This is a genomic window from Butyrivibrio sp. AE2032, assembly GCF_000702965.1.
Genome location: NZ_JNLF01000005.1, coordinates 251,937 through 275,289, shown reverse-complemented (window position 1 = coordinate 275,289; position 23,353 = coordinate 251,937). Strand labels below are relative to the sequence as shown.

Annotated in this window: 24 protein-coding genes; 16 read left to right on the top strand and 8 right to left on the bottom strand. The window is 45.4% G+C overall.

Going from position 1 to position 23,353, the window contains the following annotated elements:
* Positions 1–13: 13 nt before the first annotated feature.
* Positions 14–2,350 (bottom strand): hypothetical protein, encoded by a 2,337-nt coding sequence (locus tag BO18_RS18945; RefSeq protein WP_185752512.1) that lies wholly within the window; start codon positions 2,348–2,350, stop codon positions 14–16.
* Positions 2,351–2,451: 101 nt separating this feature from the next.
* Between BO18_RS18945 and BO18_RS18940 the strand changes: the two genes are divergently transcribed.
* The 6 genes from BO18_RS18940 to BO18_RS18915 are packed head-to-tail and all read left to right on the top strand — an operon-like array spanning position 2,452 to position 8,136.
* Positions 2,452–3,120, top strand: coding sequence for a response regulator transcription factor (locus tag BO18_RS18940; protein WP_034448969.1), 669 nt, complete (start codon positions 2,452–2,454; stop codon positions 3,118–3,120).
* A complete protein-coding gene (locus tag BO18_RS18935; RefSeq protein WP_034448968.1) occupies positions 3,121–4,038 on the top strand; it encodes an ABC transporter ATP-binding protein in 918 nt (305 codons plus the stop codon).
* Positions 4,035–4,871, top strand: coding sequence for an ABC transporter permease (locus tag BO18_RS18930; protein ID WP_034448967.1), 837 nt, complete (start codon positions 4,035–4,037; stop codon positions 4,869–4,871). Before BO18_RS18935 ends, BO18_RS18930 begins: the two co-directional genes overlap by 4 nt.
* 2 nt (positions 4,872–4,873) lie before the next feature.
* The gene (locus BO18_RS18925) at positions 4,874–6,016 is read left to right on the top strand and encodes an ABC transporter permease subunit (RefSeq protein WP_034448966.1); all 1,143 of its coding nucleotides are present in this window, start codon (positions 4,874–4,876) and stop codon (positions 6,014–6,016) included.
* Positions 6,017–6,054: 38 nt separating this feature from the next.
* Positions 6,055–7,164, top strand: a complete 1,110-nt coding sequence (locus BO18_RS18920) for an ABC transporter permease (RefSeq protein ID WP_034448965.1) — start codon at positions 6,055–6,057, stop codon at positions 7,162–7,164.
* Positions 7,165–7,218: 54 nt separating this feature from the next.
* Positions 7,219–8,136, top strand: a complete 918-nt coding sequence (locus tag BO18_RS18915; RefSeq protein WP_034448964.1) for a sensor histidine kinase — start codon at positions 7,219–7,221, stop codon at positions 8,134–8,136.
* Between the two features lie 8 nt (positions 8,137–8,144).
* Here BO18_RS18915 and BO18_RS18910 read toward each other — a convergent pair whose 3' ends face one another.
* From BO18_RS18910 to BO18_RS18900, 3 genes are all read right to left on the bottom strand, one after another.
* Positions 8,145–8,723: an FCD domain-containing protein gene (locus tag BO18_RS18910; protein ID WP_034448963.1), complete on the bottom strand. Its 579-nt coding sequence runs from the start codon at positions 8,721–8,723 to the stop codon at positions 8,145–8,147.
* On the bottom strand, positions 8,716–9,144 hold the full coding sequence (locus tag BO18_RS18905) for a hypothetical protein (RefSeq protein WP_034448962.1): 429 nt from the start codon (positions 9,142–9,144) through the stop codon (positions 8,716–8,718). The genes BO18_RS18910 and BO18_RS18905 overlap by 8 nt, the downstream gene beginning before the upstream one ends.
* A gap of 122 nt (positions 9,145–9,266) precedes the next feature.
* Positions 9,267–10,109 (bottom strand): hypothetical protein, encoded by an 843-nt coding sequence (locus BO18_RS18900; RefSeq protein WP_034448961.1) that lies wholly within the window; start codon positions 10,107–10,109, stop codon positions 9,267–9,269.
* Between the two features lie 187 nt (positions 10,110–10,296).
* Here BO18_RS18900 and BO18_RS18895 point away from each other — a divergent pair, with 187 nt between their 5' ends.
* The 5 genes from BO18_RS18895 to BO18_RS18875 all read left to right on the top strand — a co-directional run bounded on the left by BO18_RS18895 (position 10,297) and on the right by BO18_RS18875 (position 12,698).
* Positions 10,297–10,740: a zinc ribbon domain-containing protein gene (locus tag BO18_RS18895; protein WP_034448960.1), complete on the top strand. Its 444-nt coding sequence runs from the start codon at positions 10,297–10,299 to the stop codon at positions 10,738–10,740.
* 346 nt (positions 10,741–11,086) lie between these two features.
* A complete protein-coding gene (locus tag BO18_RS18890) occupies positions 11,087–11,275 on the top strand; it encodes a hypothetical protein (protein WP_034448959.1) in 189 nt (62 codons plus the stop codon).
* A gap of 39 nt (positions 11,276–11,314) precedes the next feature.
* On the top strand, positions 11,315–11,752 hold the full coding sequence (locus tag BO18_RS18885) for a LytTR family DNA-binding domain-containing protein (RefSeq protein WP_034448958.1): 438 nt from the start codon (positions 11,315–11,317) through the stop codon (positions 11,750–11,752).
* Positions 11,753–11,765: 13 nt separating this feature from the next.
* Entirely contained in the window at positions 11,766–12,203 is a 438-nt protein-coding gene (locus BO18_RS18880) for a DUF3021 domain-containing protein (protein ID WP_034448957.1), read from the top strand.
* A gap of 186 nt (positions 12,204–12,389) precedes the next feature.
* Complete coding sequence (locus tag BO18_RS18875) at positions 12,390–12,698, top strand: hypothetical protein (RefSeq protein ID WP_185752511.1); 309 nt, start codon at positions 12,390–12,392, stop codon at positions 12,696–12,698.
* Between the two features lie 17 nt (positions 12,699–12,715).
* Here BO18_RS18875 and BO18_RS33090 read toward each other — a convergent pair whose 3' ends face one another.
* Entirely contained in the window at positions 12,716–13,747 is a 1,032-nt protein-coding gene (locus tag BO18_RS33090; protein WP_051688942.1) for an HD domain-containing protein, read from the bottom strand.
* 149 nt (positions 13,748–13,896) lie between these two features.
* Here BO18_RS33090 and BO18_RS18865 point away from each other — a divergent pair, with 149 nt between their 5' ends.
* The 3 genes from BO18_RS18865 to BO18_RS18855 all read left to right on the top strand — a co-directional run bounded on the left by BO18_RS18865 (position 13,897) and on the right by BO18_RS18855 (position 16,516).
* On the top strand, positions 13,897–14,553 hold the full coding sequence (locus BO18_RS18865) for an HAD family hydrolase (protein ID WP_034448955.1): 657 nt from the start codon (positions 13,897–13,899) through the stop codon (positions 14,551–14,553).
* 5 nt (positions 14,554–14,558) lie between these two features.
* Positions 14,559–15,077 (top strand): ECF transporter S component, encoded by a 519-nt coding sequence (locus tag BO18_RS18860; protein WP_051688941.1) that lies wholly within the window; start codon positions 14,559–14,561, stop codon positions 15,075–15,077.
* A gap of 65 nt (positions 15,078–15,142) precedes the next feature.
* Positions 15,143–16,516 carry an NAD(P)/FAD-dependent oxidoreductase gene (locus BO18_RS18855; RefSeq protein ID WP_034448954.1) on the top strand — a complete coding sequence of 458 codons (1,374 nt, stop codon included), beginning with the start codon at positions 15,143–15,145 and terminating at the stop codon, positions 16,514–16,516.
* Between the two features lie 5 nt (positions 16,517–16,521).
* Here BO18_RS18855 and BO18_RS33085 read toward each other — a convergent pair whose 3' ends face one another.
* From BO18_RS33085 to BO18_RS18840, 3 genes are read right to left on the bottom strand one after another with little or no spacing between them, the layout of a single operon-like run.
* On the bottom strand, positions 16,522–18,879 hold the full coding sequence (locus BO18_RS33085) for an ABC transporter permease (protein ID WP_051688940.1): 2,358 nt from the start codon (positions 18,877–18,879) through the stop codon (positions 16,522–16,524).
* Between the two features lie 17 nt (positions 18,880–18,896).
* Positions 18,897–19,628, bottom strand: coding sequence for an ABC transporter ATP-binding protein (locus BO18_RS18845; RefSeq protein ID WP_034448953.1), 732 nt, complete (start codon positions 19,626–19,628; stop codon positions 18,897–18,899).
* Entirely contained in the window at positions 19,625–20,884 is a 1,260-nt protein-coding gene (locus tag BO18_RS18840; RefSeq protein ID WP_034448952.1) for an ABC transporter permease subunit, read from the bottom strand. The genes BO18_RS18845 and BO18_RS18840 overlap by 4 nt, the downstream gene beginning before the upstream one ends.
* Before the next feature lie 238 nt (positions 20,885–21,122).
* Between BO18_RS18840 and BO18_RS18835 the strand changes: the two genes are divergently transcribed.
* Together BO18_RS18835 and BO18_RS18830 are read left to right on the top strand one after the other, a co-directional pair.
* Positions 21,123–21,548 carry a hypothetical protein gene (locus tag BO18_RS18835; protein WP_185752510.1) on the top strand — a complete coding sequence of 142 codons (426 nt, stop codon included), beginning with the start codon at positions 21,123–21,125 and terminating at the stop codon, positions 21,546–21,548.
* Between the two features lie 251 nt (positions 21,549–21,799).
* A complete protein-coding gene (locus BO18_RS18830; protein ID WP_034448951.1) occupies positions 21,800–23,269 on the top strand; it encodes a hypothetical protein in 1,470 nt (489 codons plus the stop codon).
* Positions 23,270–23,353: the final 84 nt, after the last annotated feature.

The following is a 23,353-nucleotide window of genomic DNA, read 5'->3' as shown; positions in this document are numbered from 1 at the left end:
TCAGCTGACCATATTATTTATTTTCGTCAAGAACCGTCTGGATGCGCTTCTGCATAACGGGTATGACATCATCGAGTGAACGTCCGCCGCTGAAATATGAATAAGCTTCTTCTCTGATAATATCTTCTATTGCGCTTCCTGCGTTCATCCCGCCGTATGAGGAAGACAATATGTTGATATAGTTGTCGATTGCCTCTTCAGGAACCTCTCCGGAATAATGGTAATAGCTCAGGCCACCGTTAGAGAGCATCCTGTTGTATTCTGCGAGCACTTCCTCACAGTCTGTTCTTAATGCTTTTCGGTTGATCGGATTGCCGGTTCTGGTCTTCTGGATATCGTATGACAGAAGGAGCTTTACAAAATCCGCGCATGCTTCGGGATGGTTTGTGGCTGCGGAAACGCTTACGAAACAGTGAGATACGGTCATCGGGCCTCTTCCGTCGAATGAAGGGAGACCGTACATGCCTATTCCGTTTCCGTAAAGAAGATAGCAGTCAACATAAGTGTCGAATGAATAGAGATTGCCGTAGACAGCACCGCTCCGTCCTTCGAGCTGTGCATTTCTGTCGTCAATTGCCTCCATTACCTGTGCGACGGCGAGATTGTGTTCCTCTATGAGCGAATCGTAATATTCATCCTGTTCGATCTCCGCATCTTCCGTGCCGTACTTATCAACATACTCAGCGAGCGCACGGAAATCATCACCGTCTAAGTGAACCTTTCCGTCGTAGATAAACAACTCGCTCATGTTCGTGAATAGTCTTGTGAAGTATTCAGCCTTACCCATCTTATATCCGGCTGTCTTAGTCATGGGATCGGTGCCGTTGCATACCTCATCGACGAACTTAACATAGGAATCAAAAGTAAATCCCTTTTGTCCCTGTGGAACATTGGAAGAAGCGGTGAGGATCCCCTCAGCTGATATGTCGAGAGGTACACGGTATAAAGCATCACCGGCCTTTGCGGCATCTACCGCGTTCGTAAAATATTCTTCTTTGAAACTGTCGCTGTTCAGATCGATGTATTGTGCCAGATCGATATAACGGTTGCTGTCGGAAGGATCCATTGAGGGTTCATATGCAAGGAATATATCCGCGTCGACGTCTTTGTAGACGGGCATGTCATCGCTGATACCCTCGTATGGCATTATGTTTTTTATGAAGTATGAGCCGTTGCTTTTGTTGTACTGTCTGATCGCATGGAAATCAGATTCATCAGGGAAGTAGTAGTCTCCTGTAGTGGTAAGGATAAGTTCTGTCTTTCCCGCATTAGGATTGGAAGCTGCTTTGGAAAGATGCATTATCTTATATCCCCATTCAGTGGTGTAACGGCCTGTGTTGACCGCTGTTTCTATGCCGAGGATCAACTCATCGCCGTTCTCTGAAACGTAGAAACATTCGGCTTCCATTATGTCAGACAGAGATTCGTCCACATCGTTGTAATCGAACAGGAGTGTCAGTTCACCGGTTTCCTGATCCACGAGATTAAAACCGCTGAAGTCTCTGGCTATGGATTTTCCGGATGCGTATTCGACCCAAAAACCTGATGTGCCGTAAAGACCTTCCAATTCAGTGACTTCCTTTGTTACGGGATCTATCGAAATGAATACTTCTTCATAAGATGAAGTGTATACCGGCAGGATAACTGTCCCGTTTTCTCCCTGGATGAACCGGCCTGTTTGTTCCACTCCGCCGTTAACTGCTTCATAAAGGTAGATCTCGTCTACGGAACCGTCAGGATTGATTATGTTGAGCGAAGCACCGTGATATCCGGAAGTGTATAACGTATAACCGTTTATGGTGTATATGTCATCGATGAACAGGGATTGGTAATAGTAATCGTATTTGTTTTCCGAAACCGTAATTTCCTCGCCGTTAAGGAAATAGGTTATCTTTCCTGTGTCGGCGACATAGTTTTCCTCGAGAGTGTTGAGCCTGCCGTCAGATACCCAGGCTTTTTGGAGAACTTTGTATACCCCGTTGTCAGCGACGGAGTGATAGTCGGTCTTTTCCAGAAGTTCGCCGTCGAATGAGAACTTAAGGATCGAAGTCTCAAATGAATTGAGATATTCCTCTTCGGTCATGTTCTTGCTATCGCCTTCATAACTCTTCATGGCCTGCACTCTCATATAGATGCAGTCGTCTATCGTTCCTGCGGTCTCGAATTCCGAATAATCGTATTTATCTTTGGGATAGAGATTGGATATCTCGAAAGAATTACACTCGTACCATGTATCGCTTTCCTTAATGATCTTATTCTCATGCTTTTTGGATGAGCATGAAGCTGAAGATGCCGCGAAAAGCAATGCCATTGATAATGAAATAAACTTTCTGAAATGCTCTTTTCTCATGAGCATATTGTAAACCAATACCGGCGATAAAAGAGTTAAGATTCAGGTAACATTTAACTGCTCAAATTGATTTAGCAAAGGTTTAGGAATAAGATTTTTACATGAGCAGAATATTGATCGTAGAAGATGATGAAGATATCGGTGCAGTCCTTCAAAGAGAACTCTCAAAGGACGGCTATGAAGTCATCCGAGCCGTTACAGGCACGGAAGGACGTGTGATGCTGGCCCAAAATCCTGACCTCATCCTCATGGATCTGATGCTTCCGGGTCTAACGGGTGAAGAACTGCTTACGCATATCCCTAAAGAGACGCCTGTAATCGCAGTGAGTGCAAGATCTTCGATAGACGATAAGGTCTCTCTTTTAACCAGCGGATGCGTTGATTACATAACAAAACCTTTCGACATAAAAGAACTGAAGGCGAGGGTCGTGGCAGCGCTACGCACCGCGGAAGGTAAGAAGAAAAGCAATCTTATAAAGTGCGGCGAGATGCAGATCGATACCGATAAACATGAGGTAACCATAGAAGGAAAAGAATTAAAACTGACGAGGACCGAATACGCGATCCTGAAGATGCTCGCAACGGGAGGCGGACGCGTAATATCAAAGTCCGAACTGCTGGACCTCATAAAGACCGAGACTCCGGATTGTACCGAGAGTTCCGTAAAGGTACATGTAAGCAATCTCAGAAAGAAGATAAAAGAAGTAACCGATACCGAATATGTTGAAGCCGTATGGGGCATAGGTTTCAAGCTCAAAGGAGAATCATAAATGGAAAATGTACTTTCGACCAGGGATCTGTGTAAGAATTACGGTAAAGCACACGTCTTAAGGAACGTAACACTGGAGATACCGACAGGCTCGATCTTCGGACTCGTCGGAAGGAACGGCGCCGGAAAGACGACTCTGATGAGGATACTCACGGGCCTTGCCGAACCTACTTCGGGAACATACAGCCTGGGCGGAATAAAGAGCAGTGACCGCAAGATCCTTACGGTCAGAAGAAGGATGGGATCGATAATCGAGAGCCCTGCGATCTATAAGAACCTTTCAGCATACGACAATTTAAAACTCCAATATATCAACCTCGGAATGACGTCTTTCGATACCATAAATGATCTGCTGGATCTTGTCGAACTTAATGATACGGGTAAGAAAAAGGCCGGCAAGTTCTCTCTGGGTATGAGGCAGAGACTCGGCATAGCAGTAGCCCTTTGCGGCAATCCCGACATCCTCATCCTTGATGAGCCCATAAACGGACTTGATCCCCAGGGCATCATACAGATGAGAGAGATACTTTTAAGGATCAATCACGAGAAGCATACGACGATCCTCATCTCGAGCCATATCCTTGAGGAATTGTCGAAGCTTGCAACACACTACGCATTCATAGAGAAGGGCGAGATACTCCAGACTTTGAGCAGCAGCGAGCTTATGAGCAAGGTGCGCAAAGCGTCGAGGCTCAAAGTCTCGTCAACAGAACTTCTGTGTCCTGTATTCGACCGTGAAGGGATCGATTACAAGGTCGAAGATGATGCTGATATGGACATCTATTCCGACATCACCGCGAGCAGGATTATAAGCCTTGCAAATGAGGCGGGCGTTGAAGTCGTCAGCATCACAGAAAACAACGAGAGTCTTGAAGGATACTTCATGAATCTCGTGGCAAAGAAGGACGGGATCTCATGAGCAGGGCTCTAAAGTCAGCTTTTTTCAGATTCTTCCGCACGGGACTTTGGATCAAGATCATGATCTTTTCCGTAGTCCTGGGACTTTTTGTGATCTTCCAGACATGTTCGTCGGATCTCATGCTTTACATGTTCAAAAGACCGAGGTTTCTTTCCAATTCCTTTGTCATGACATGCATCCTGAAACTCGTCTACATCATGCCGTTTGCAACCGCGATCTTCTCGGCTATGTTTACCGGAAATGACATATCTTTCCGTACTATAAACAACAAGATATCGACGGGCATATCAAGAGTTTACATATATCTGGCAGACCTGATAGTTACTGTGCTCTCATCTTTGTTCTCGCTCTTTATCATGACAGGCATATTCTTCCTTTTTGCAAAGTTTGTACCTGTAAAATCTGACGTCAGGATCAGCAGTTTTCTTTTTGGCATCTTTTCACAGGTGCTGGTCATAAGTCTTGCTTTCGCATCTTTATACACGCTTTTGCAGTTTTTCCTGAGCACTAAGCTGCTCGCACTGATAGTCTCTCTGTTAATGATCCCTTGTCTTATGTTCGGAACGATATTTATCCAGTCTCAATTGGATGAGCCTTACAGATACAGCTATGTGGATGAAGAGACCGGAGAAGTAGCGTGGAAAGAGAATCCGGATTATGTTGGAGGGACCGCCAGGAAGATCTTTACCTTCATCAGTGAGACCAGTCCTTACAGTTATGAGTTTATCGTAAATGAGAACAGTTTCCCGCAGGAAGCCATTGCGGCAGGAACGATATTTGCATTGTCTTCTGCGGCAGGGCTTATAGCGATAGGGAAGAAGGAGTATCAGTAATCATGAAAAAGATCATCGCCGGAATGTTTTTCAGAATGATCAGAGGTTTTGAGATCTGGATCCTTCTTGCATTGACTGTAATATGCGCCCTCTTCTTCAATTATAAGGCGATGGATGATGAGATGTACCTTTACATGCTCCACAGCGATGAGACCGTACGTGAAGAACTAAATGGTGTGGAGCTGGATGTTAATGCCGGCAACGTTAAACAATTCCGTTTTGAGAATCTTGGCGTAAGCGTTGAAGATGCTTACAGGGCAAGGGTTGAGACCATAGATCAGGCAGTTTTTGACAGACTCGAAGGAACCTACAATTATTATGATCAGGAGATCCGCTTTCTGTTTGTCTCAATGGGTTCGATTCACCTGTTGCCGACTGTAATGATCATCCTTTTCATTCCGTTCTTTTTCGGAAGGATGTTCAGTGACGGAACGATCAAGAACCTTATAGCAGGCGGCCACACAAGGGGCAGCATACTTTTTTCATCCATGATCGTTACCATGGTGCTCGATCTTATAGCGCTCCTCATCAATATTGCCGCGTTTGCGGTATGGTGTGTTTATTATGAATGGAAACCGCCTGTTTATATGCCGGTCCTTGTTCCTATGCTCATCCTGGCAGTTCTCATGATGTTCATGGCTTCTTCTATCTGCCTTTCGGGACTTTTCATAAGTTCAAAGAAAACCGTATCGTTCGTGGTTGGTTTTCTTGTGGCTCTCTATCTTGCATTCCCGTCATCTTCGATGATAGCAATGGTAGTGCTCGAGAGTTCCTATCAGAATTATGGGATCAGCCAGGAGGCTATTGACGAGACCAAAGCCATTATTCAGGAAAAAGGCTGGAATTACATTGAACAGAAGTTCGATTATTCACAGTTTACGTACACATATTATTATGGAGATAAGGAGTTGCTCGGGATAAATCCCCCGTCCAATCCGCTCCTGAACAAAGTGATTCTTGGCATGCTCTATCTTGATCCGGCACTGGTATCACATTCCGTAGCTTCCAACCATTGGTACGCAGCGCCTTATCTGGTGTCTCGCGACGGTCTTTTGACGGTTAATACAATAACCGCGGTCTTATGGCTGACGGTATCCACGGCCTGCGGGCTCCTTATATTCCGAAAGAGGGAAATACACTGCTGAGTCTTTCCTTATAATGTTGCGTTTACAGGTGTCTTGACGTGAAAAAGATTATATCAGGGTTATTCTTCAGACTTTTTAAGAGTGTTGAGACATGGGCACTTTTATCTTTGCTGATTGTATCTTCGATATATATCTTTTATGTGATAACAGATGATGCTGTGGTCACATGCGCTTCCATTACAAGGGAATGGAACGGAAGCGTCGTGAATATAGACGGGGGCGACGTCCGGGATTATTGCTTCGAAAGCCTTGGTGTAAGTGCTGCCGATGCATACAGGTTATATGGGGAGCCTGTCCCGGATGAAGCTTACCGTAAGCTTCATGATGAGTTTAATCTCGTCTCGGAAGAACAGCAGGTCCTGGGTAAGATCATTATGGTACTTCACCTCTTTCCGTGCATGATCATTATCATATTCATCCCGTTGTTTTTCGGAAGGTTTTACAGTGACGGAACATTGAAGAATCTTCTTACCTGCGGGTACTCGAAAAGTAAGATCTATTTTTCGTCGCTCCTGTTTACATTTGTGATCGATATCGCGCTGATGCTGATTAACATCGTGATATTTGCGGTTTTCTGTTTGATCTATCATTGGAGTCCGCCCCTGTATATGCCGCTCATACTGATGTCTTTAGCCGTAAGGATATTTCTTTTGTTCGTTTTTTCATCATTGAGCCTGGCAGCACTTTTTGGCAGTTCCAGTAAAGTCATATCATTTATTGTGGGCTTTCTTCTTACCGCCACGTTATTCACATCGATGAATTCTTCAGCCGTTGAGAAACTGCATTCATCATATATATTGGAAGCTGACAAGGATGAGGCTTTTTTTGAGGAATACAGGAAGATACGGGCCGAGAAGGGAAACAACGTGTTTTACGAGAAGATCGATCTTGAGATGTATGACATCACTTTGTATTACGGTGACAGGGCGCTCTATCAGTATAACGAAAGCACACTTGATCCTTTCTATAAGGCAGTCCTGTACGCGCAGATATATCTGGATCCGGCTTTGACCATAAACACTGATATCCCGTACTATCTGCTTTTCCGTGACGGGGTAATGACGATCAACTTTGCTGCAGACCTCTTCTGGATCTTGCTCAGCACAACGGCCGGTATCCTGGTATTCAGGAAACGTGAGACTCACTGACATAAACCTTCCTTGTGGTATCATTATCTCAATAAAAATAAGGGGATAACGGCTTTGGAGATCCTGATAGTCATATGCATCATCCTGGCGATAGCGCTCGTGGCTGCGGTCATTAAGATCGTACTGCTGAAGCGCGGCTATGACGAGCTTACCGACAACATCGAAGATCAGGTGAAGGGGCAGACTCAGATACCGGTCACACTTACCACCACGGATCCTCATGCAAGGCGCACTGCCGAGACTCTCAACAGGGAACTCAAGAACCTTCAGGATGAGCGCAATGCATATCATGACGGCAACCGCAAAGTTGCTGAGGCTGTTACCAATATCTCACACGACATCAGGACTCCGCTTACCGCGATCAATTCGTATCTGGACCTTATGGAAGACGAGAAGGACGAGACGCTCAAAGCCCAGTATCTCGAGCGCATCAAGAGCCGCACGCTCTCATTGAGCGAACTTGCGGATGAACTTTTCAAATACAGCACATCCGCAGATCCGGCCAAATACCCTGTTCAGGATGCGGATGTCCCGTCAGTCTCCATAGATATCTGCCGCGTGCTCGAGGAGTGCATACTTTCGTTCTATGCAGCGTTCAAGGAAAAGGGGATAGAGCCTGAGATCGAGCTCCCCGATCATCCGGTATATGTGCTGTGTGAGAAGAAGAGTGCGAACCGTATTTTCGAAAACCTGATCAGCAACGCAATCAAATACGCGGACAACGCATTGGACGTAAAACTGGATGAGAACGCCTGTGCGGTCTTCAGCAATCCCGCTCCCAATCTTACACCGGTATCTGCGGCAAAGCTCTTTGACCGCTATTACACGGTCAATGAAGGCAACACTTCGACGGGCCTCGGATTCTCGATCGCAAAAGAGCTCATATCAAAGAACGGCGGCACGATCGAGTCAGATTTCAAGGACGGCGTGCTGTCGATCCGCGTGAGTTTCAGGAAAGACGAAACAAAATAAAAAAGTTATCAGTTCTTCCTTTGAGAGAACATTGTCCCCAGGAGTTGGAATAACAGGATGGAAAAATGTCTCTCCATCATTTCAACTGCCTTATCCTTGTTTTTCTCTTTAACCGCATTGAAGATCTCTTTGTGTATGATCAGCAATTCATGATAATAATCTGTGCCATATCCGATTGCCTTCCAAAATCCGGACAAAAAAGTTGACAGGTCTTTGGATTGCAGCCTGAACCAGTCAAAGAATTCTTCTCTGTCTGCAATATCAAACAGTTCCTGGTGGAATTGCGAATCATAAACAGCCAGTATCTCAGTGTTGGGAGCTGTTTCCATGTTATCTACAAGCATTTCCAATCGCGAAAGATTGATCTTGGTTTGCTTATCTATGACGATCTTAATGATCTCGCATTCAAATACAAAGCGTATATAAAAATTCTTCAATATCGGATCATCTTTAACGTAGGACATTAAAAATCCGGAGAATGCTTCCTCATAACGGCTGCCATTCTCATACACAAATTGCTCAACGGAGTCGCCGTAAGATTCGATGTCGCCTTTGATGCTGTCATTAATACTTGGGATTCTAGCCATTTGCATTCTCCTTTTCTATTGCGTTCAAGACAGTTTGTGAATTCTTTACTATAGATTCAAGTTCGTTCATTATTTCTTTGTCCCTCATGGAAAAGCGTTCTTCGTTAAAAATCTTGATCTCAGAATATACAGTCAGCAGATCATCATAATATGGTTTCTCTAACAGATCCAACACTCCGCCTGCAAATTGAAGGGAATCCCAAGTCGGTATGGCGATCCTGTGTTTCATGATTACTTTATTATCTATATATTCATTCAACGAATCATGAATGTCCTGCAATTCGTTTTTGATTCCGTTGATAATAAGTTTCAGCTTTTTCCTGGCTTCGTATTTTGCGTTGATTCCTGAGAATACAATAGCAAATAAAAACCCCAAAAAGGCAGCAACAAATTCAATAAGAAAATCATATAAGAAATTCATTGAATCAATCTCCTTTCTAGGGTTGGATATCGGAAGATGCTCATTTCTGTTTTTGAAATTATATCACTATGACATGTATTGACCTAATTAATGATTTATAATTCCTTGACAGATAAGGTTTCTTACAGCAAGGCGTTCAGCCTGTTTATTAAGTTCCCGCAATAAGCTCTTGTATAAACACCGAGCCTGTCCTTTTTCTCCTCGTAGCCGTCCATTGTCTTTATCAGGTTGAAGAAATACCCGTTGTTGTACATTTGAATATGCTGATAGAAGTAGAATGCGACATTGGCATCAGGTTTTTCCGCCTTTAAATGATCCGGATAATGTATCTGGTTTTGAATATGAGTTAAGTCATTTGGGGTAAATCCTTCCGTATACTGCTTAAGATCGATGATAACGTAGTTTTCGTTCTCTTTGTTGTCTCTGCGGTGAAGTATCACGTCGCATCTGAAAGGCTGTCCGTTTTTGCCGGTCGATAACGGATATTCCAGGAATATGTCCACTCCGGAATCAAGTTTAAGTTTTTGGGTGACATCATCTGTCTGGATTATCTCTTTCAGTCCGGGGACAGAGCCGTCGATCTTACTGTTAAAATCCGATTTTATCAGAGGCACGGTAGGCTCGCCCATGAATCCGACGGCATTAAAGCGCTCATCCGCAAGGTCTTTAATGCTGCTGACCAGATCATCGATAACCGCATCAAATCTCTTTTTGTCTTCTTCGACTGCCTTGTGATATTCGTTCGGACTATACAGGAGAAATGCGAAGTCGGGAAGAGATTTCATCCAGGATAAGTATTCGCTGCTGTTTTTGGCGGTTTCGGTTATTTCCTTTTTTGAAGGATGGACGCATCTGTATATGGCATCTGCGAGCTGTTCCATGTTATCTTCTCTTGTTGCTTCGTAGAATTCCTTTACTGAACCGAAATGAATACAGTAATGAGCGTTTGCCTTTATCTTTTCCATTTATGTTGATCCTTTCGAAAATTATTCTGTAATGATTTAAGCCCAACATAACGGCTTTTGCAATCTCTTCAGCTTTAAAGTATCCTGTTTGGATAAAGATCCATATGATGAGAGCAACAGCAAGTTGCTTGTTTTCGTTCCGGTTAAGTAACATACTTAAGCCATGAAACGGAAAGGAGATAGTTTTATGGAAACGAAAGACATACTCAAGAAACTTCGTGAAGACAACAACATGACACAGGATCAGATGGCCGAAAAGCTCATGGTCACAAGACAGGCGGTCAGCCGTTGGGAATTGGGCGAGACACAGCCTAATACGGAGACTCTCAAGATCTTATCCAGGGAGTTCGACATCTCGATCAACACTCTTTTGGGAAGTCCCAGAAAGCTCATCTGCCAGTGCTGCGGAATGCCCCTTTCGGAAGATTCAATGATCAGCAGAGAGCCTGACAGGAGCTTTAACGAGGATTACTGCACATGGTGCTACACAGACGGCGACTTCGTATATAAGTCAAAGGATATGCTCATCGAATTCCTGATCGGCCACATGCCGAATCCTGAGAATCTTCCTGATGACGAGCGCCGCGTTCAGTATGACGGGTTTCTTTCAGAACTCGATCACTGGAAGTGATATTACAGAATATTAAATTGTTTTAAAGCGAAAGGGTTGTCTCAAAATGAGATAGCCCTTCATTATTCATAATAGTGGCAGTTGCTGTAGATTGCTGAATTTCGTAGCTATATTTTTTCGGCAAAGATTCGGCTATGCCACAATTTTGCAAGTTTTTTCCTTCACAATGCACTTAAAATACGGCAAACTATTCGGCACTGCCTGATAATTGCCGATTTTTTATATCTCTTTTCACATGCTCATTTTGCATTTCACCTTCGAAATTCTGCCACTTACCTCATTTCGCAACACGGGTCTCTAAACCTTTGCTACTATGTGGCCACAAGCAAAAAAGGAGGTGATCAGGATGATCAGGAGATTCATGAAGAGCAAATGGTGGCACCTGACGGCGGCTATAACATCGCTTGCGACTGTAGGTTATGTTGCATATATGGCTTATGCCTTCCGCGTGCTCATGGTGTGGTTCCTGCTGGCTTCCGTTTTCATGACCGTCTATGAGTTCTGGAAGTTTGCATCGTTCAAAAAGGACGTTTGATGTAACATAGAGGCATATTTATCGGGAGGCTTTCAGCAGATGAAAGTGAATATAGACATTTCGGCGGAATACAGGGAACCGTTTGCTGTCATACACACGGATAAGGTGACAGATGAGATCCAGCGCATGATCGATGTTTTCAGCAACAGCGAGACTCCGGTCACGGCACTGCAGAACGAGGAGGATATCGTTGTTTTGCAGCCGAAGGATATCTACATGGTAAGGGTAGAGGACGGGGATACGGCCATATACGGTGCAAAGCAGAGATACCGCTCACGCAAAAGGCTCTATGAACTTGCTGACCAGCTTGGAAAGCAGTTCATGCAGATCTCGAAGACGACGCTTATCAACCTGTCATATATGGACAGTATAGAGCCCGGTTTCAGCGGTACGCTGCTGCTGAAACTCAAGAACGGCAGCAAGGATTACGTGTCGAGAAAGTATCTGCCGGAATTCAAGAAATATCTGGGATTATAAGGAGATGAATAAGATGAATAAGATAATCAAAGATCTGGTCAAGAGTACAGTGATCAGCATAGGTATGGCTCTGACGATATTCTGTCTGGCGGGGATCGTCTTTGACATAATTTACGGCGGGAACTTCAGTCTTGAAGGATACAGTTTTACAAAGATGGTGGCAGGCAGCGCAATAGTAGGACTCGGGTTCGGTGTGCCGACAGTGGTTTATAACAGTGATAAGCTCCCGCAGCCGATAAAAGTGGTCATCCACATGGGGATAGGATGCGTGATCTATACGGTAGTGGCTTATGCCGTAGGCTGGTTCGGAGGTTCGGCCACAATTGCCCAGGGGCTCATAGTCGCAGCAATACAGCTGGTAGTGGCATTCGTTATCTGGTTCTGCTTTATGCGCTATTACAAAAAAGAAGCGGAAAAGATGAATGAGAAGATTCAGGCAATGAAGCGGTAAATATTATAAAGACACCTGAGTGTAATAGAAAGAATGTATAATCTCATCAGAGTTGCCCGGCAATCAAGTCGGGCAATATTATGTCCATATTATCGGGGGATAATGGAAATGCATATGACTGGGCAACGGACCCCGTAACTTTCGCGGAATTGTTTCCTGCCGCCTGCATGAAGGTTACGTCAAAGAGTGAAGACGGGACTGCTCCTTTTGAGAACGGTGTGGGGAAGATATGGTACACGATGCCTGTCGAAGAATTTGAGCAGCGTCAGGCTGATGATGACCGACAAAAACAGGATAGACGACGGGTGTCCCGTGGACGATCTGACGGCGCCCCTGCTTCCGAAATACTGGGCAAAGTTTTCCAATGTCTCATTTGAGGCGCCGCAGCAGAATTACAATTTCTCGTACTCATCCATATACAGTTATCTTGATGAGGACGGAAAGATGCTCTACTACTATGACACAGAGGGACTGTACTGCGTAAGCTACGGGTGAATGCCTGGATTCAGAACTCAGGTGTAGTCGCTGAACGAATTCTTGTAGATAACGCTCTTTCCGTCGCCTGCGATGCCGAAGATCGGATCGCTTGATGATCCGGGCATCATGCTTCCGAACGCATCTTCGTACATGTACATGCGTGAATCGATCATGTCTATCTCGTGGAGCATCATGGCTTCAGGTGTCGAAGGGACCCTGATGGCGCCCCATTCCTGCTGTCCGTGATGTGAAGCTATCATGTGCTTGACCATGGCGACCTGTTCTCTGTTATAGGACTTGCCGCCGATGGCCTGATCCTGTCTCCAGACTTCATGGTCGATCATCTCGATGCCGAGCAGGGGATGGCCGAAGAGATTGCCCATGTCGGTATATGTGGCGATGCCCGTATCGGATGTCTTCATCTCGACGAGCTTTCCGATGTCGTGAAGAGCCGTGCCGCATACAAGGAGTTCGCGGTTGAGGAGCGTATATATGTCACAGACCGCGAATGCTGTCTTTACCATTCTGTATGTGTGATAAGCGAGTCCGCCGTATAAGTCATGGTGCATGGATTTGGCGGCAGAAGACTTTGTGAAAGCCTTGATGTTTCCGAGGATCAACCTTACGGCGAGAGCCGTGAGCGAGAAATCATCTGCAGGGACCTCTAAAACAGTCATGTCGTATTCTCTTCCCGATGACTTCTTGATGAGCATTATGGTGTCGTTAACGAGCTTTGCGGGCTCGATCGGAGGAAGCTTGATGAGTTCCCTCAGTTCATCCTCTGAAAGCTTTACGGGAGTGATGTTTGTTATCTTATAACTCTTGTTGCCCTTGTATTCAGTCACTTCGAGCGTGGCTGCCACGGTAGTGCCTTCGGTGATGCCGCCTGCTGTCAGGTCTTTCTTGGTCGTATCGAAGATCAGGGCGGTAACGTTATCCGTGCCGTCATTTAAAGTGACCTTCATCATGGGCTTGTTATTGGCGGTGGCTGCCTGTGTGACTCCCGCTACTACGGCAACGGTCTCGTGTGTGCCGAAAGTCATTGTATTAAACTTGATGATAGCCATGTATTACTCCTTAAGATAAGAATTCTTTTCGACACAATGTTAGCATTAGATGCCGTGCATTTCTATAATCGTGTGCTTGAATGAAAGCATATTCGTGCTAAAATGGGCGCGAGTTGTCCGGAAAGGGCAACCTTGGAAAGCGGAACACTATGAGATACAGGCTGGCATGTTTTGATCTTGACGGAACTCTCCTTAACACATTGGGAGGGCTTGCTCAGAGTCTCAATGCCGCGCGCCGTATGAACGGTCTTGCACCGCAGACAGAAGACCAGGTCAGTTCGTTCATCAACAACGGTGTCGTAAAACTCATAGAAAGGAGCCTTACGGCAGACCCCGGTGAATATACGGAAGAACTCAAGCAAAAACTGCTCAAGGATTACATCGCTTACTATAATTCGCACTATCTGGAAAAGACTTTCCCTTATAACGGGATAACGGAAGAACTTATCCGTCTTAAATCTGACGGCATGATGCTTGCATGTGTCACCAATAAGGACGACGAACCTTCACAAAAGCTCATAGAGCATTTCTTCCCCGGTCTTTTTGATTATGTGAGGGGATCGGTCGAGGGTGTGGAACGCAAACCCTCTTATGAACCTGTTGAAAAGTGCCTGTTTGCTTTAGGTGTCGAAAACGGCGACACTGTCTATATCGGAGATTCTGACATAGATATCAGAACTGCCGAAAACAGCGGTATGGATATCATCAGCTGCACCTGGGGATACAGGACGCGTGATTTCCTTATGGAAAACGGTGCGTCGAAGATATGCACGGCTCCCGTTGATATCCGAAGTTTCATGAGATAAACATTATGGCTGATAATACGAGGAAGAACAGATCAGGATCAAATCTCCGCATCATTGCAGAATGCGGTATCCTTGCCGCGCTCGTGTTTATCGGTACGGAGCTGCGTATCCCGACGGCACTCGGATTTATCAACCTGGGTGACGGCGTGATCCTCATAGCATCTTATTTCATCGGTCCTGCCGCGTTTTTCCCCGCAGCAATCGGTTCCGCGCTGGGTGACCTCATAGCAGGGTATCCCGTGTATATCGCGCCGACATTCATCATCAAGGGCCTCATGGGTCTCACGGCGGCACTGATAATGAAGCATGCAAAAGGGAAGAGCATAAGAGATATCCTCCTGAGGATCCTGGCGGGTATCGCCGCGGAACTCATCATGGCCGGCGGTTACTTTGCATTTGAGACCATGATGTACGGAATGGAAGCTGCGTTGGGGTCTGTGGTGTTCAATCTTATCCAAGGCGGTGTTGCGATCCTGCTGGCCATCCCCCTGACATGCATGATAAGGCTTAAAAAGAACAGATAAGTTTTGTTTTCGCGCGGTCATATAATATAATCTGATTGAATTCCTTTGAATGAAGGAGATTTTTTATGAGTAATTACGATGTAATCATTATAGGTGCGGGCCCGGGCGGAATATTCTCGGTATACGAACTGGTTAACTTAAGACCTGATCTGAAGGTCGCCGTTTTCGAGGCGGGGAAGCCTCTTGAGGAACGCAAATGTCCCATAGACGGAGATAAGATTAAGAGCTGCATCAACTGCAAGTCATGCGCCATCATGCGCGGTTTCGGCGGAGCAGGCGCATTCTCCGACGGCAAATACAACATCACAAATGATTTCGGCGGAACCTTGTATGAGCATATAGGCAAGGAAAAAGCACTTGAGCTCATGAAGTATGTCGACGGCATAAATCTTGCAAACGGCGGTGAAGGCACAAAACTCTATTCCACGGCAGGGTCTTCTTTCAAGAAGATATGTCTCGAGAATAAGCTTCATCTGCTCGATGCTTCGGTAAGACATCTCGGAACTGACAAGAACTATCAGGTCTTAGGCAATATCTTCAATATGCTCAAGGACAAGGTGGATTTCTTCTTTAATTCTCCCGTGGGTGATCTCATGGTGCTGGAAGACGGAACGTATGAGGTGGAATGTCTCGGAAAGACATACACATGCAATAAGTGCATCGTATCTGTCGGCCGTTCGGGCAGTAAGTGGATAGAGAAGATATGCAGTGAACTTAATATCGAGACATATTCGAACAGAGTCGATATCGGCGTAAGAGTCGAGCTCCCTGCAGTAGTGTTCTCCGATCTGACGTCAGAGCTTTATGAGAGCAAGATCGTTTACCGTACCGAGAAGTTCGAGGACAAGGTCAGGACGTTCTGCATGAACCCGAACGGTTACGTTGTTAATGAAAACACGAACGGGATCGTAACGGTAAACGGACACAGCTTCGATAATCCCGAGCTCCAGTCCGAGAATACGAATTTTGCGCTTCTCGTATCGAAACATTTCTCAGAGCCGTTCAAGGATTCGAACGGTTACGGTGAATCAATAGCAAGGCTTTCGAACATGCTCGGCGGCGGTGTCATCGTCCAGCGTTTCGGCGACCTTACGAGAGGCAGAAGATCAAACGCTTCAAGGATCGAGGAATCTACCGTAAGACCCACTCTGAAGGCTACTCCGGGCGATCTTTCGCTTGTACTTCCCAAAAGGATACTGGACGGCATAATAGAGATGATCTATGCATTGGATAAGATCGCTCCCGGTACTGCAAATGACGATACGCTCCTCTATGGTGTCGAAGTAAAGTTCTACAACATGGAAGTCGCAATCGATGACAGGCTTGAGACGCGTTATCCCGGACTGTTTGTTATCGGTGACGGAAGCGGTGTTACGCATTCTTTGTCGCATGCTTCAGCTTCTGGCGTGTTTGTCGCCAGGGAGATAGCAGAAGAGTAAGACTGTCAGGCAGCCTGTTTCTTAGATTTTTTGGCTTTTACGATAAGCAGTACTGTAACAATTATCAGACACAGCACTGTGACGGCTGTCGTTGCAAGGCCGCCCTCAGGTCCGAAGTTTCCGCCCGTGATAAGTGCAGTCGCATTCCTGTCGTAGAGTGCGGTAACGACTGAATTGGATGATTCGTTGCCCGATACCTGAAGTCCGTATATGTTGCCCTGTGACAGGTTCCATGCCGTGTGCATCGCAGAAGTCATCCAGATGTCGCCTGTGAGGAGATATATCAGTGCGAAAAGGACGGCAATGAGCACGAGATTGACCGAAGCAAGCGGAGTGAATCCCGCGTTGAGAGAGTGGAAAGCAGAGAACAGGAGAGAGGATACGATGATGCCGAATGCTGTTTTGTATCTCTTTGAGAATGCGGGAATCATGAAGCCTCTGAACATCACTTCCTCAGATGCGCCCTGCGGGAACCACATAAGAAGATTGAAGATGAATACGCCGATGCCTGACAAGTTCAGGTTAAATCCCGAGAATGTCAGCTGACCGGTAAAGTACATGATGCCGACTGTTGCTGTCATCATTAGGAATCCGAAAAGGAACCCGAGTCCGTAATGCGTTGCTATGTGTTTTCCGCTCTTTAACGGATATCCGCAGGCGCCTGCCATGCTCTTGAAGTTCTTTAACTTCCACACTCTTCCTGCATGCAGGAAGTATGTGATGATGATAGCGGCATAACCCAATGTCATCATGCCGAGGAAGAGCGGATCTTTGAAGAATATGCCGAAGATCTCGAATGTCTTGCTGATGATGTCAGATACCGAGCCGACGTTTGCCAGATCCTGGATGTAAGAAGAATACTCAGGTTTTCTCATGTATGATACGACGACGGGTATCATGGCAAGGAACTGGAAGAACGACAGAACGAGTAACGGGTAGAAGATCTGTGTAACGATATAGCTGAAATTGTCGGTGATCTTGTTGAATACATCGAGTATGGAAGACCTGCCGCCTTCTTTGTGGCGTCTGACTTCCTTTGCATCAACAGTATCAATGGATACAGTGTAACGTTCGATGTAAAGAAGTCTTACCGTGATAAGAACGATTATCGCCGACAGTATAAGTGTTGCTATAGAACTTACGATGAAGCCCGGTACGTCGATCGTTCCCGTAAGGACATCGCCCATGCCGTAGAATTGGCCGTATACCGGAAGATACATGTAGAAGTCTGCTCTCTCGGCGACGGACTGTATGCATGTGACACAGACAGCGACGAGTATGAGGAAGATAGGGAGGAATGCCGTTTGTGCTGAAACAACGGTGTCGTTGATGACTGATATGAGTATGGTGATGGAGGCAATGAATATCTCGAGCACAAGGATGAATGCTATCAGCGCGAAATAGTGTCCCGCGTTGTAATTTGCGGTAATAAACGCGATCGAGGCTATCGAACCCATCACAAAGGCGGGGATCATCGCTTTTATAACGACGCCTGCAAGATAACCTGATACGATCGCATATCTCGGCAGCGGAGTGAGCAGGATGCCTGTAAATGTTCCGCGCTCTTTCTGTCCCGCGATAACGTTTGTTCCTATGCTCATGGAAGCATAGAGGAGAGTAACGAATAAGAGGATAGGCACAAAGGTGCGGCCTAATGTGTTGGTAAACGCGCTCATGCCGTAAAGAGCTTTTTGCGTCTCGACGGGCTGGTCAACTATCTGTGAGTCCGCTACGGATGTGACCTTAAGGCCGTAGTCGGCTCTGATCATGCTCATGTATCCTTCAAGATATTCGTCGATGAAATCATTTTTCATGTCTGAATATTCCATCGAGTTGGTGCGGTAGTAGGTGAGGAGTTCGGGCTTTGCATCAGTAAGGCCGTTCTGACGGTCTGATACCATCTGATCGAAGCCTTTGGGGAAGACAACTGTAAGATATGCGTCGCCTTCTCTCATCCATTCACCGAACGTTACGAAATCATAAAGGGCATCAGTCTCTTTATATACGAACTGCGTCCAGCCGTATCCGTCGTAATTGTATTGGAATCTCGACATGTGTTCCCAGTTGGCAAAATAGTTGTATCGGTTACCGTATTCCCTTGATTTCTTATCACGGTCAGCCTGTGTCATTTCGTTATATCTGATGAATGACTCCGGAGCGTTTACCACGACAACGTTGTAGACTTCATCGCTGAACAGGTGATAAGGGAACCACCACATTATCCATGAAACCGCAACGCAGGAGAGCGCGACGATGAACATGACGGTTACGAGGAAGGTGGCAGGCGCCGCCTGGGCCCCCATCTGTCCTCTCTTGCGGAAGAAACTTCCGATTATCGTCTTTATTCCACGTTTCGCACTCATAATATTTATTTCATTTCTTATTCAACATGATTCTCGACATATATCTTGAAGAATGCTTTCTCGAAAGTGTCGACCTCTGCCTGTTCTTTCAGCTGCTCAACATTTCCCTGTGCGACGATCTTTCCGTCAACCAGTATCGCGATCTCATCGCAGAGTTCCTCGGCAACCGAGAAGATGTGTGTTGACAGTATGATCGCGTGTCCCTTTTCCTTCAGTTCCAGAAGATAATCCGTGACCTGTTTTGAAGTCAGGATATCGAGTCCGTTCGTAGGCTCGTCGAATATGATCACCGGCGGATTATGGATGAGGCTTATCGCGATCGATATCTTCTGTTTCATACCGGTCGAAAGCTCGGTTATCCTCTTTTCCGCAAAAGGCGATATGCCGAATCTCGCAAAGCTCTCATCGCGTCTGTCCCTCATCTCGTTTGCGGGAATGTCATACAGTTCTGCAAAGAAATTGAACAGGTTGTTCGGAGTGGACATCGGATCGAGCTTGATCTCATTGGTAAGGAAACCGATCTTTCTGTGGATCTCGAGAAGGTCCTTGTCTGATGACAGACCGTCTATCTCGATCTTGCCTGACGTCGGTCTCATGAGCGTGGAGATCATCTGCATCAAAGTAGTCTTGCCGGCTCCGTTAGGACCCAACAGACCGAATATCTGTCCCTCGCGGACTTCGAAGCTGACGCCCTTTATAGTCTCGCTGTCTTTTGTATAACTCTTGTGGACATCGGTTAACTTGATCATTTGAGTTCCTCTTTCCTGAATGTGTGTCTAAGGATCAGAAGTGCGAGGCCGAGATTGAGCAGCGTGACGACTATAACGTGCCATGCTTTGTTCTGGGCCAGATAAGTCTCTGCTATCAGTTCCATCGTATTGTGAAGCGGAACGAAATATTCCATGGTGATGGGTCTCGTGCCCCTGACCATTCTTACGAAGAAATCACCGAGAAAATATATGAGGGGCAGCTGAAGGTTTACGGTTATATCCTGAAGGCGTTCCAATGAAAAAACAATGCTGATGCATATTGCAGTCATGAGGAAGACTGCTACGGGAATGGAGACGAGAACGATCGAAAGTTCTGCCGGAGTGAGCATCATTCCGAACGGCAGGAGAGACATCGCATCATTGCTCCTGTTGATCCATGATGAGAAGAACATCAGGAGCATGGTTATGTAAGTTGCAATCGTGACGATGAAGTTTATCGCGATTATCTTTCCTGCATATATGTGTTTTCTTGATACGGGCGTCATGAGAAGTTTTGCCATGAATCCTCTGTCACGCTCCGAAGCGAACATGTCGCTTACAAGAGAATAAACACAGTAATACATCATTATCATAAGAACACCGGGAACAACTCTTGCCGCGGCAGTGTTAGCGACTGTCCTGTAATCTTCAAAATCTGTTATCGGATTGAATGTGTCGGTCTCGAAAACGGAACTTCCGACAACTGAATAATCACCGCCCAAAGTATCGATGAGACTGTCCTGATAATCTTTGAGGACTCCTTCTTTAAACTGCTCGGCTCTCGCTTCGGACGTAATGGAATTGCCGTCAAATCCGACGTATATTACCGCGCTGCTTTCTGCATCGGTATTGTCATTTGACAAGTCATAATAGTATGCGCGGACTTCATCGTCGAAATCCCTTGAAGGATTTCCCGTGGTGAAGTAGCAGATGAGCATACCCTGTCGCAGATGTTTATGAAAAAGTGTTTTGTCTTCCGTCTCTTTTTTGAATTCCGGCAACGTCTTGTAATCGTATTCGAATACTCTCGCGTTGACTGTCTCTTCGACATATTTTTTGAATGATTCGGGTGCGTCTATAACCGTTACCGGTTTTTTCGTGAGAGTGCCTGTGGACATGTAGTTTACGAGGAGAGGGAAGACATTTAATGCAGCCATTAAGAGTATCGCAGGCAACAGGAACAGTGTGACTGTTCTCTGCCAGCTGGAGAACAGTTTGCCGATCTCCCATTTAAAAACTGTAATGACTTTTCTCATAGCGATATTTTAGTTTAATATGCTTTTTAATGCTATGCGGTAAATACAAATTTTGTGAAAACAAAAACAGTTTTTGCGGCTGCAAACGTAGTGAATCATTGTGTGTAATTTGAACAAATAGAAACGCGCAAAGATAATAATCTCTGCAAATATTATAAAAAATGTTTGTTGACACAAATAGTAAAGAAATGTAGATTTATTATATCCAAACAAGGAAAAATACGGAGGTTCTTTTAGTATGGATACAGAAAAGAAAGAAATCAAAAGCGTAGCTGCACCTGTTGCTGCTGAGCCTGCAAAGGCTGCTGCTCCTAAGGCTGAGGCTAAGAAGCCCGCTGCAAAGAAGGCTGCACCTGCAAAGAAGGCTGAGGCTAAGAAGCCCGCTGCAAAGAAAGCTGCACCTGCAAAGAAGGCTGCTGCTAAGAAGCCCGCTGCAAAGAAGGCTGCTCCTGCAAAGAAGGCTGCTGCTAAGAAGCCCGCTGCAAAGAAGGCTGCTAAGAAGGCTGCTCCTGCAAAGGCTGCTGAGATCATCTTCCAGATCGACGGTCAGGAAATCTCTGCTACAGCTATCGCAAAGAAGCTTCCCAAGGCTGGCAAGATCTATGTTGTTGCTGCTGAGAAGAAAGCTTACGACGTTGATGGTAACGGTGTAGACCTCTTCTGATTTTCGAAACAGTCAGAAACTGATTAGGGACTGTCGCAAAACAAAATGCGACGGTCCTTTTTTTATTTGCAAAGAGTGGATTTTTCGATACCCGTCAGCAGCATTATTGCTGCTGTTTTTCCCTTTGTGAGACAACTCCTTTATGGTTTTGACCATTTGGACACTTTGCTTTGTATTTGCCTAAAAATCTGTAGAAAGTCCTTGAAAGTTCAAGTATAATTAAAAAATCAATTTTTTTTAGGAGGTGCTCCATGAAGATGATCAATACCAAGCATTTGATCTGTACGGCAGTCGCTGTTGCTACTGTGGTATCGTTCGGAAGTATTGCAATGGCCGACAATATCCAGACTGACGGCGATGACATCGATACACCTGTTGTTGAAGATGTTGGGGAAGAGGATATCGAAGATGTTATCGAGATAGCCGAAGTAGAGGAGACTGTAACTGATGAAGTCTCTGACGCAGTTCCCGATAACGGCTGGTATGAGGATAGTAGAGGTGATATCTATTACTACAAAAACGGAGAACGTCTTACTTTCTGGCAGCAGATCGGTGGTGAATATTACTGGTTTGATGATGCAGGAAGAATGTTTATAGGCGTATTATTTGATGATGATTACGGCTCCGCATTTGTATTTGACTATCAGGGTAAGATGGTCCACGATGCATGGCAAGAGGTCAATGGATCCTGGTATTATCTTAAGAGCAACGGAAAAGCGGTAACAGGCTGGCAGCAGATTGAAGGAAAATGGTATTACTTTGATCTGGAAGACCATTATATGTACAGCGATGATTTATATCTTATTGATGGTGCAATTTACTATTTTGGCTCTAACGGAGCAATGGTGACAGGCTGGCAAAAATCCGGAGAGGATTGGTACTATTTTGATAAGAAGACCGGCAAAGCTTATACAGACTGGCATCAGATAGACGGCGTTTGGTATTATTTCTCAGTTGATCCCGAAAACCCTTATGCATACACAAACGGAATTTTCACTATTAATGGCGCAAACTACGGATTTGATAAGAAGGGTGCCATGATCACAGGCCTTTATTGTTCGATGACCGTGGAATATCAGGGAGTTACGCTTAATGCAGGTGACTGGTTCTATTTCAATCCTAAGAACGGTAAAGCAGCAAGAGGCTGGACAAAGGTTGACGGAAACTGGTATTACTTTGATCCTGAAACAGGCCATAAGCCTTCTGCAATAAGAGGACTTCAGCGTATTGATGGCTTGTATTATTATTTTGATGAAGTAACCGCGGTAATGTTCAAAGACGGTTGGAAAAATATTCAACCTCCGTACTACTACTACTATTATTACGGTGAGATACCTGCAAGATGGTGCTATTTCGGAAAAGACGGAGCAGCTTACACTGATTGGCAGGAGATAAACGGCAAGACTTATTATTTCGGTAACGGAAATTCCGATCCATATATGTATACCGGTTATCAGAAGATCAATGGCAGTTATTACTATCTCGGCGATGATGGTGTAAAGCGCACCGGCTGGTTCAAGGTTGACGGCAAGTATTGGTATGCTGACAGTCTCGGAGTTGTTTTCCAGGGCGGCTGGAAAAACATCGGCGGCAAATGGTATTATTTCAGCAACCGTACGATGGTGACCGGAATGCGCAAGATCAATGACCATTGGTTTGATTTCGGAACAAACGGTATCTGCAGGAATTATGATGCTAAATATGCGGTTTCATATAATTAAGCATTTCTTTTAGCGTTTGATCCTGTATAAAAAAACACAACAGAGGTTGTCTCAACAATGAGGCAGCCTCTTATGTTTTACTGT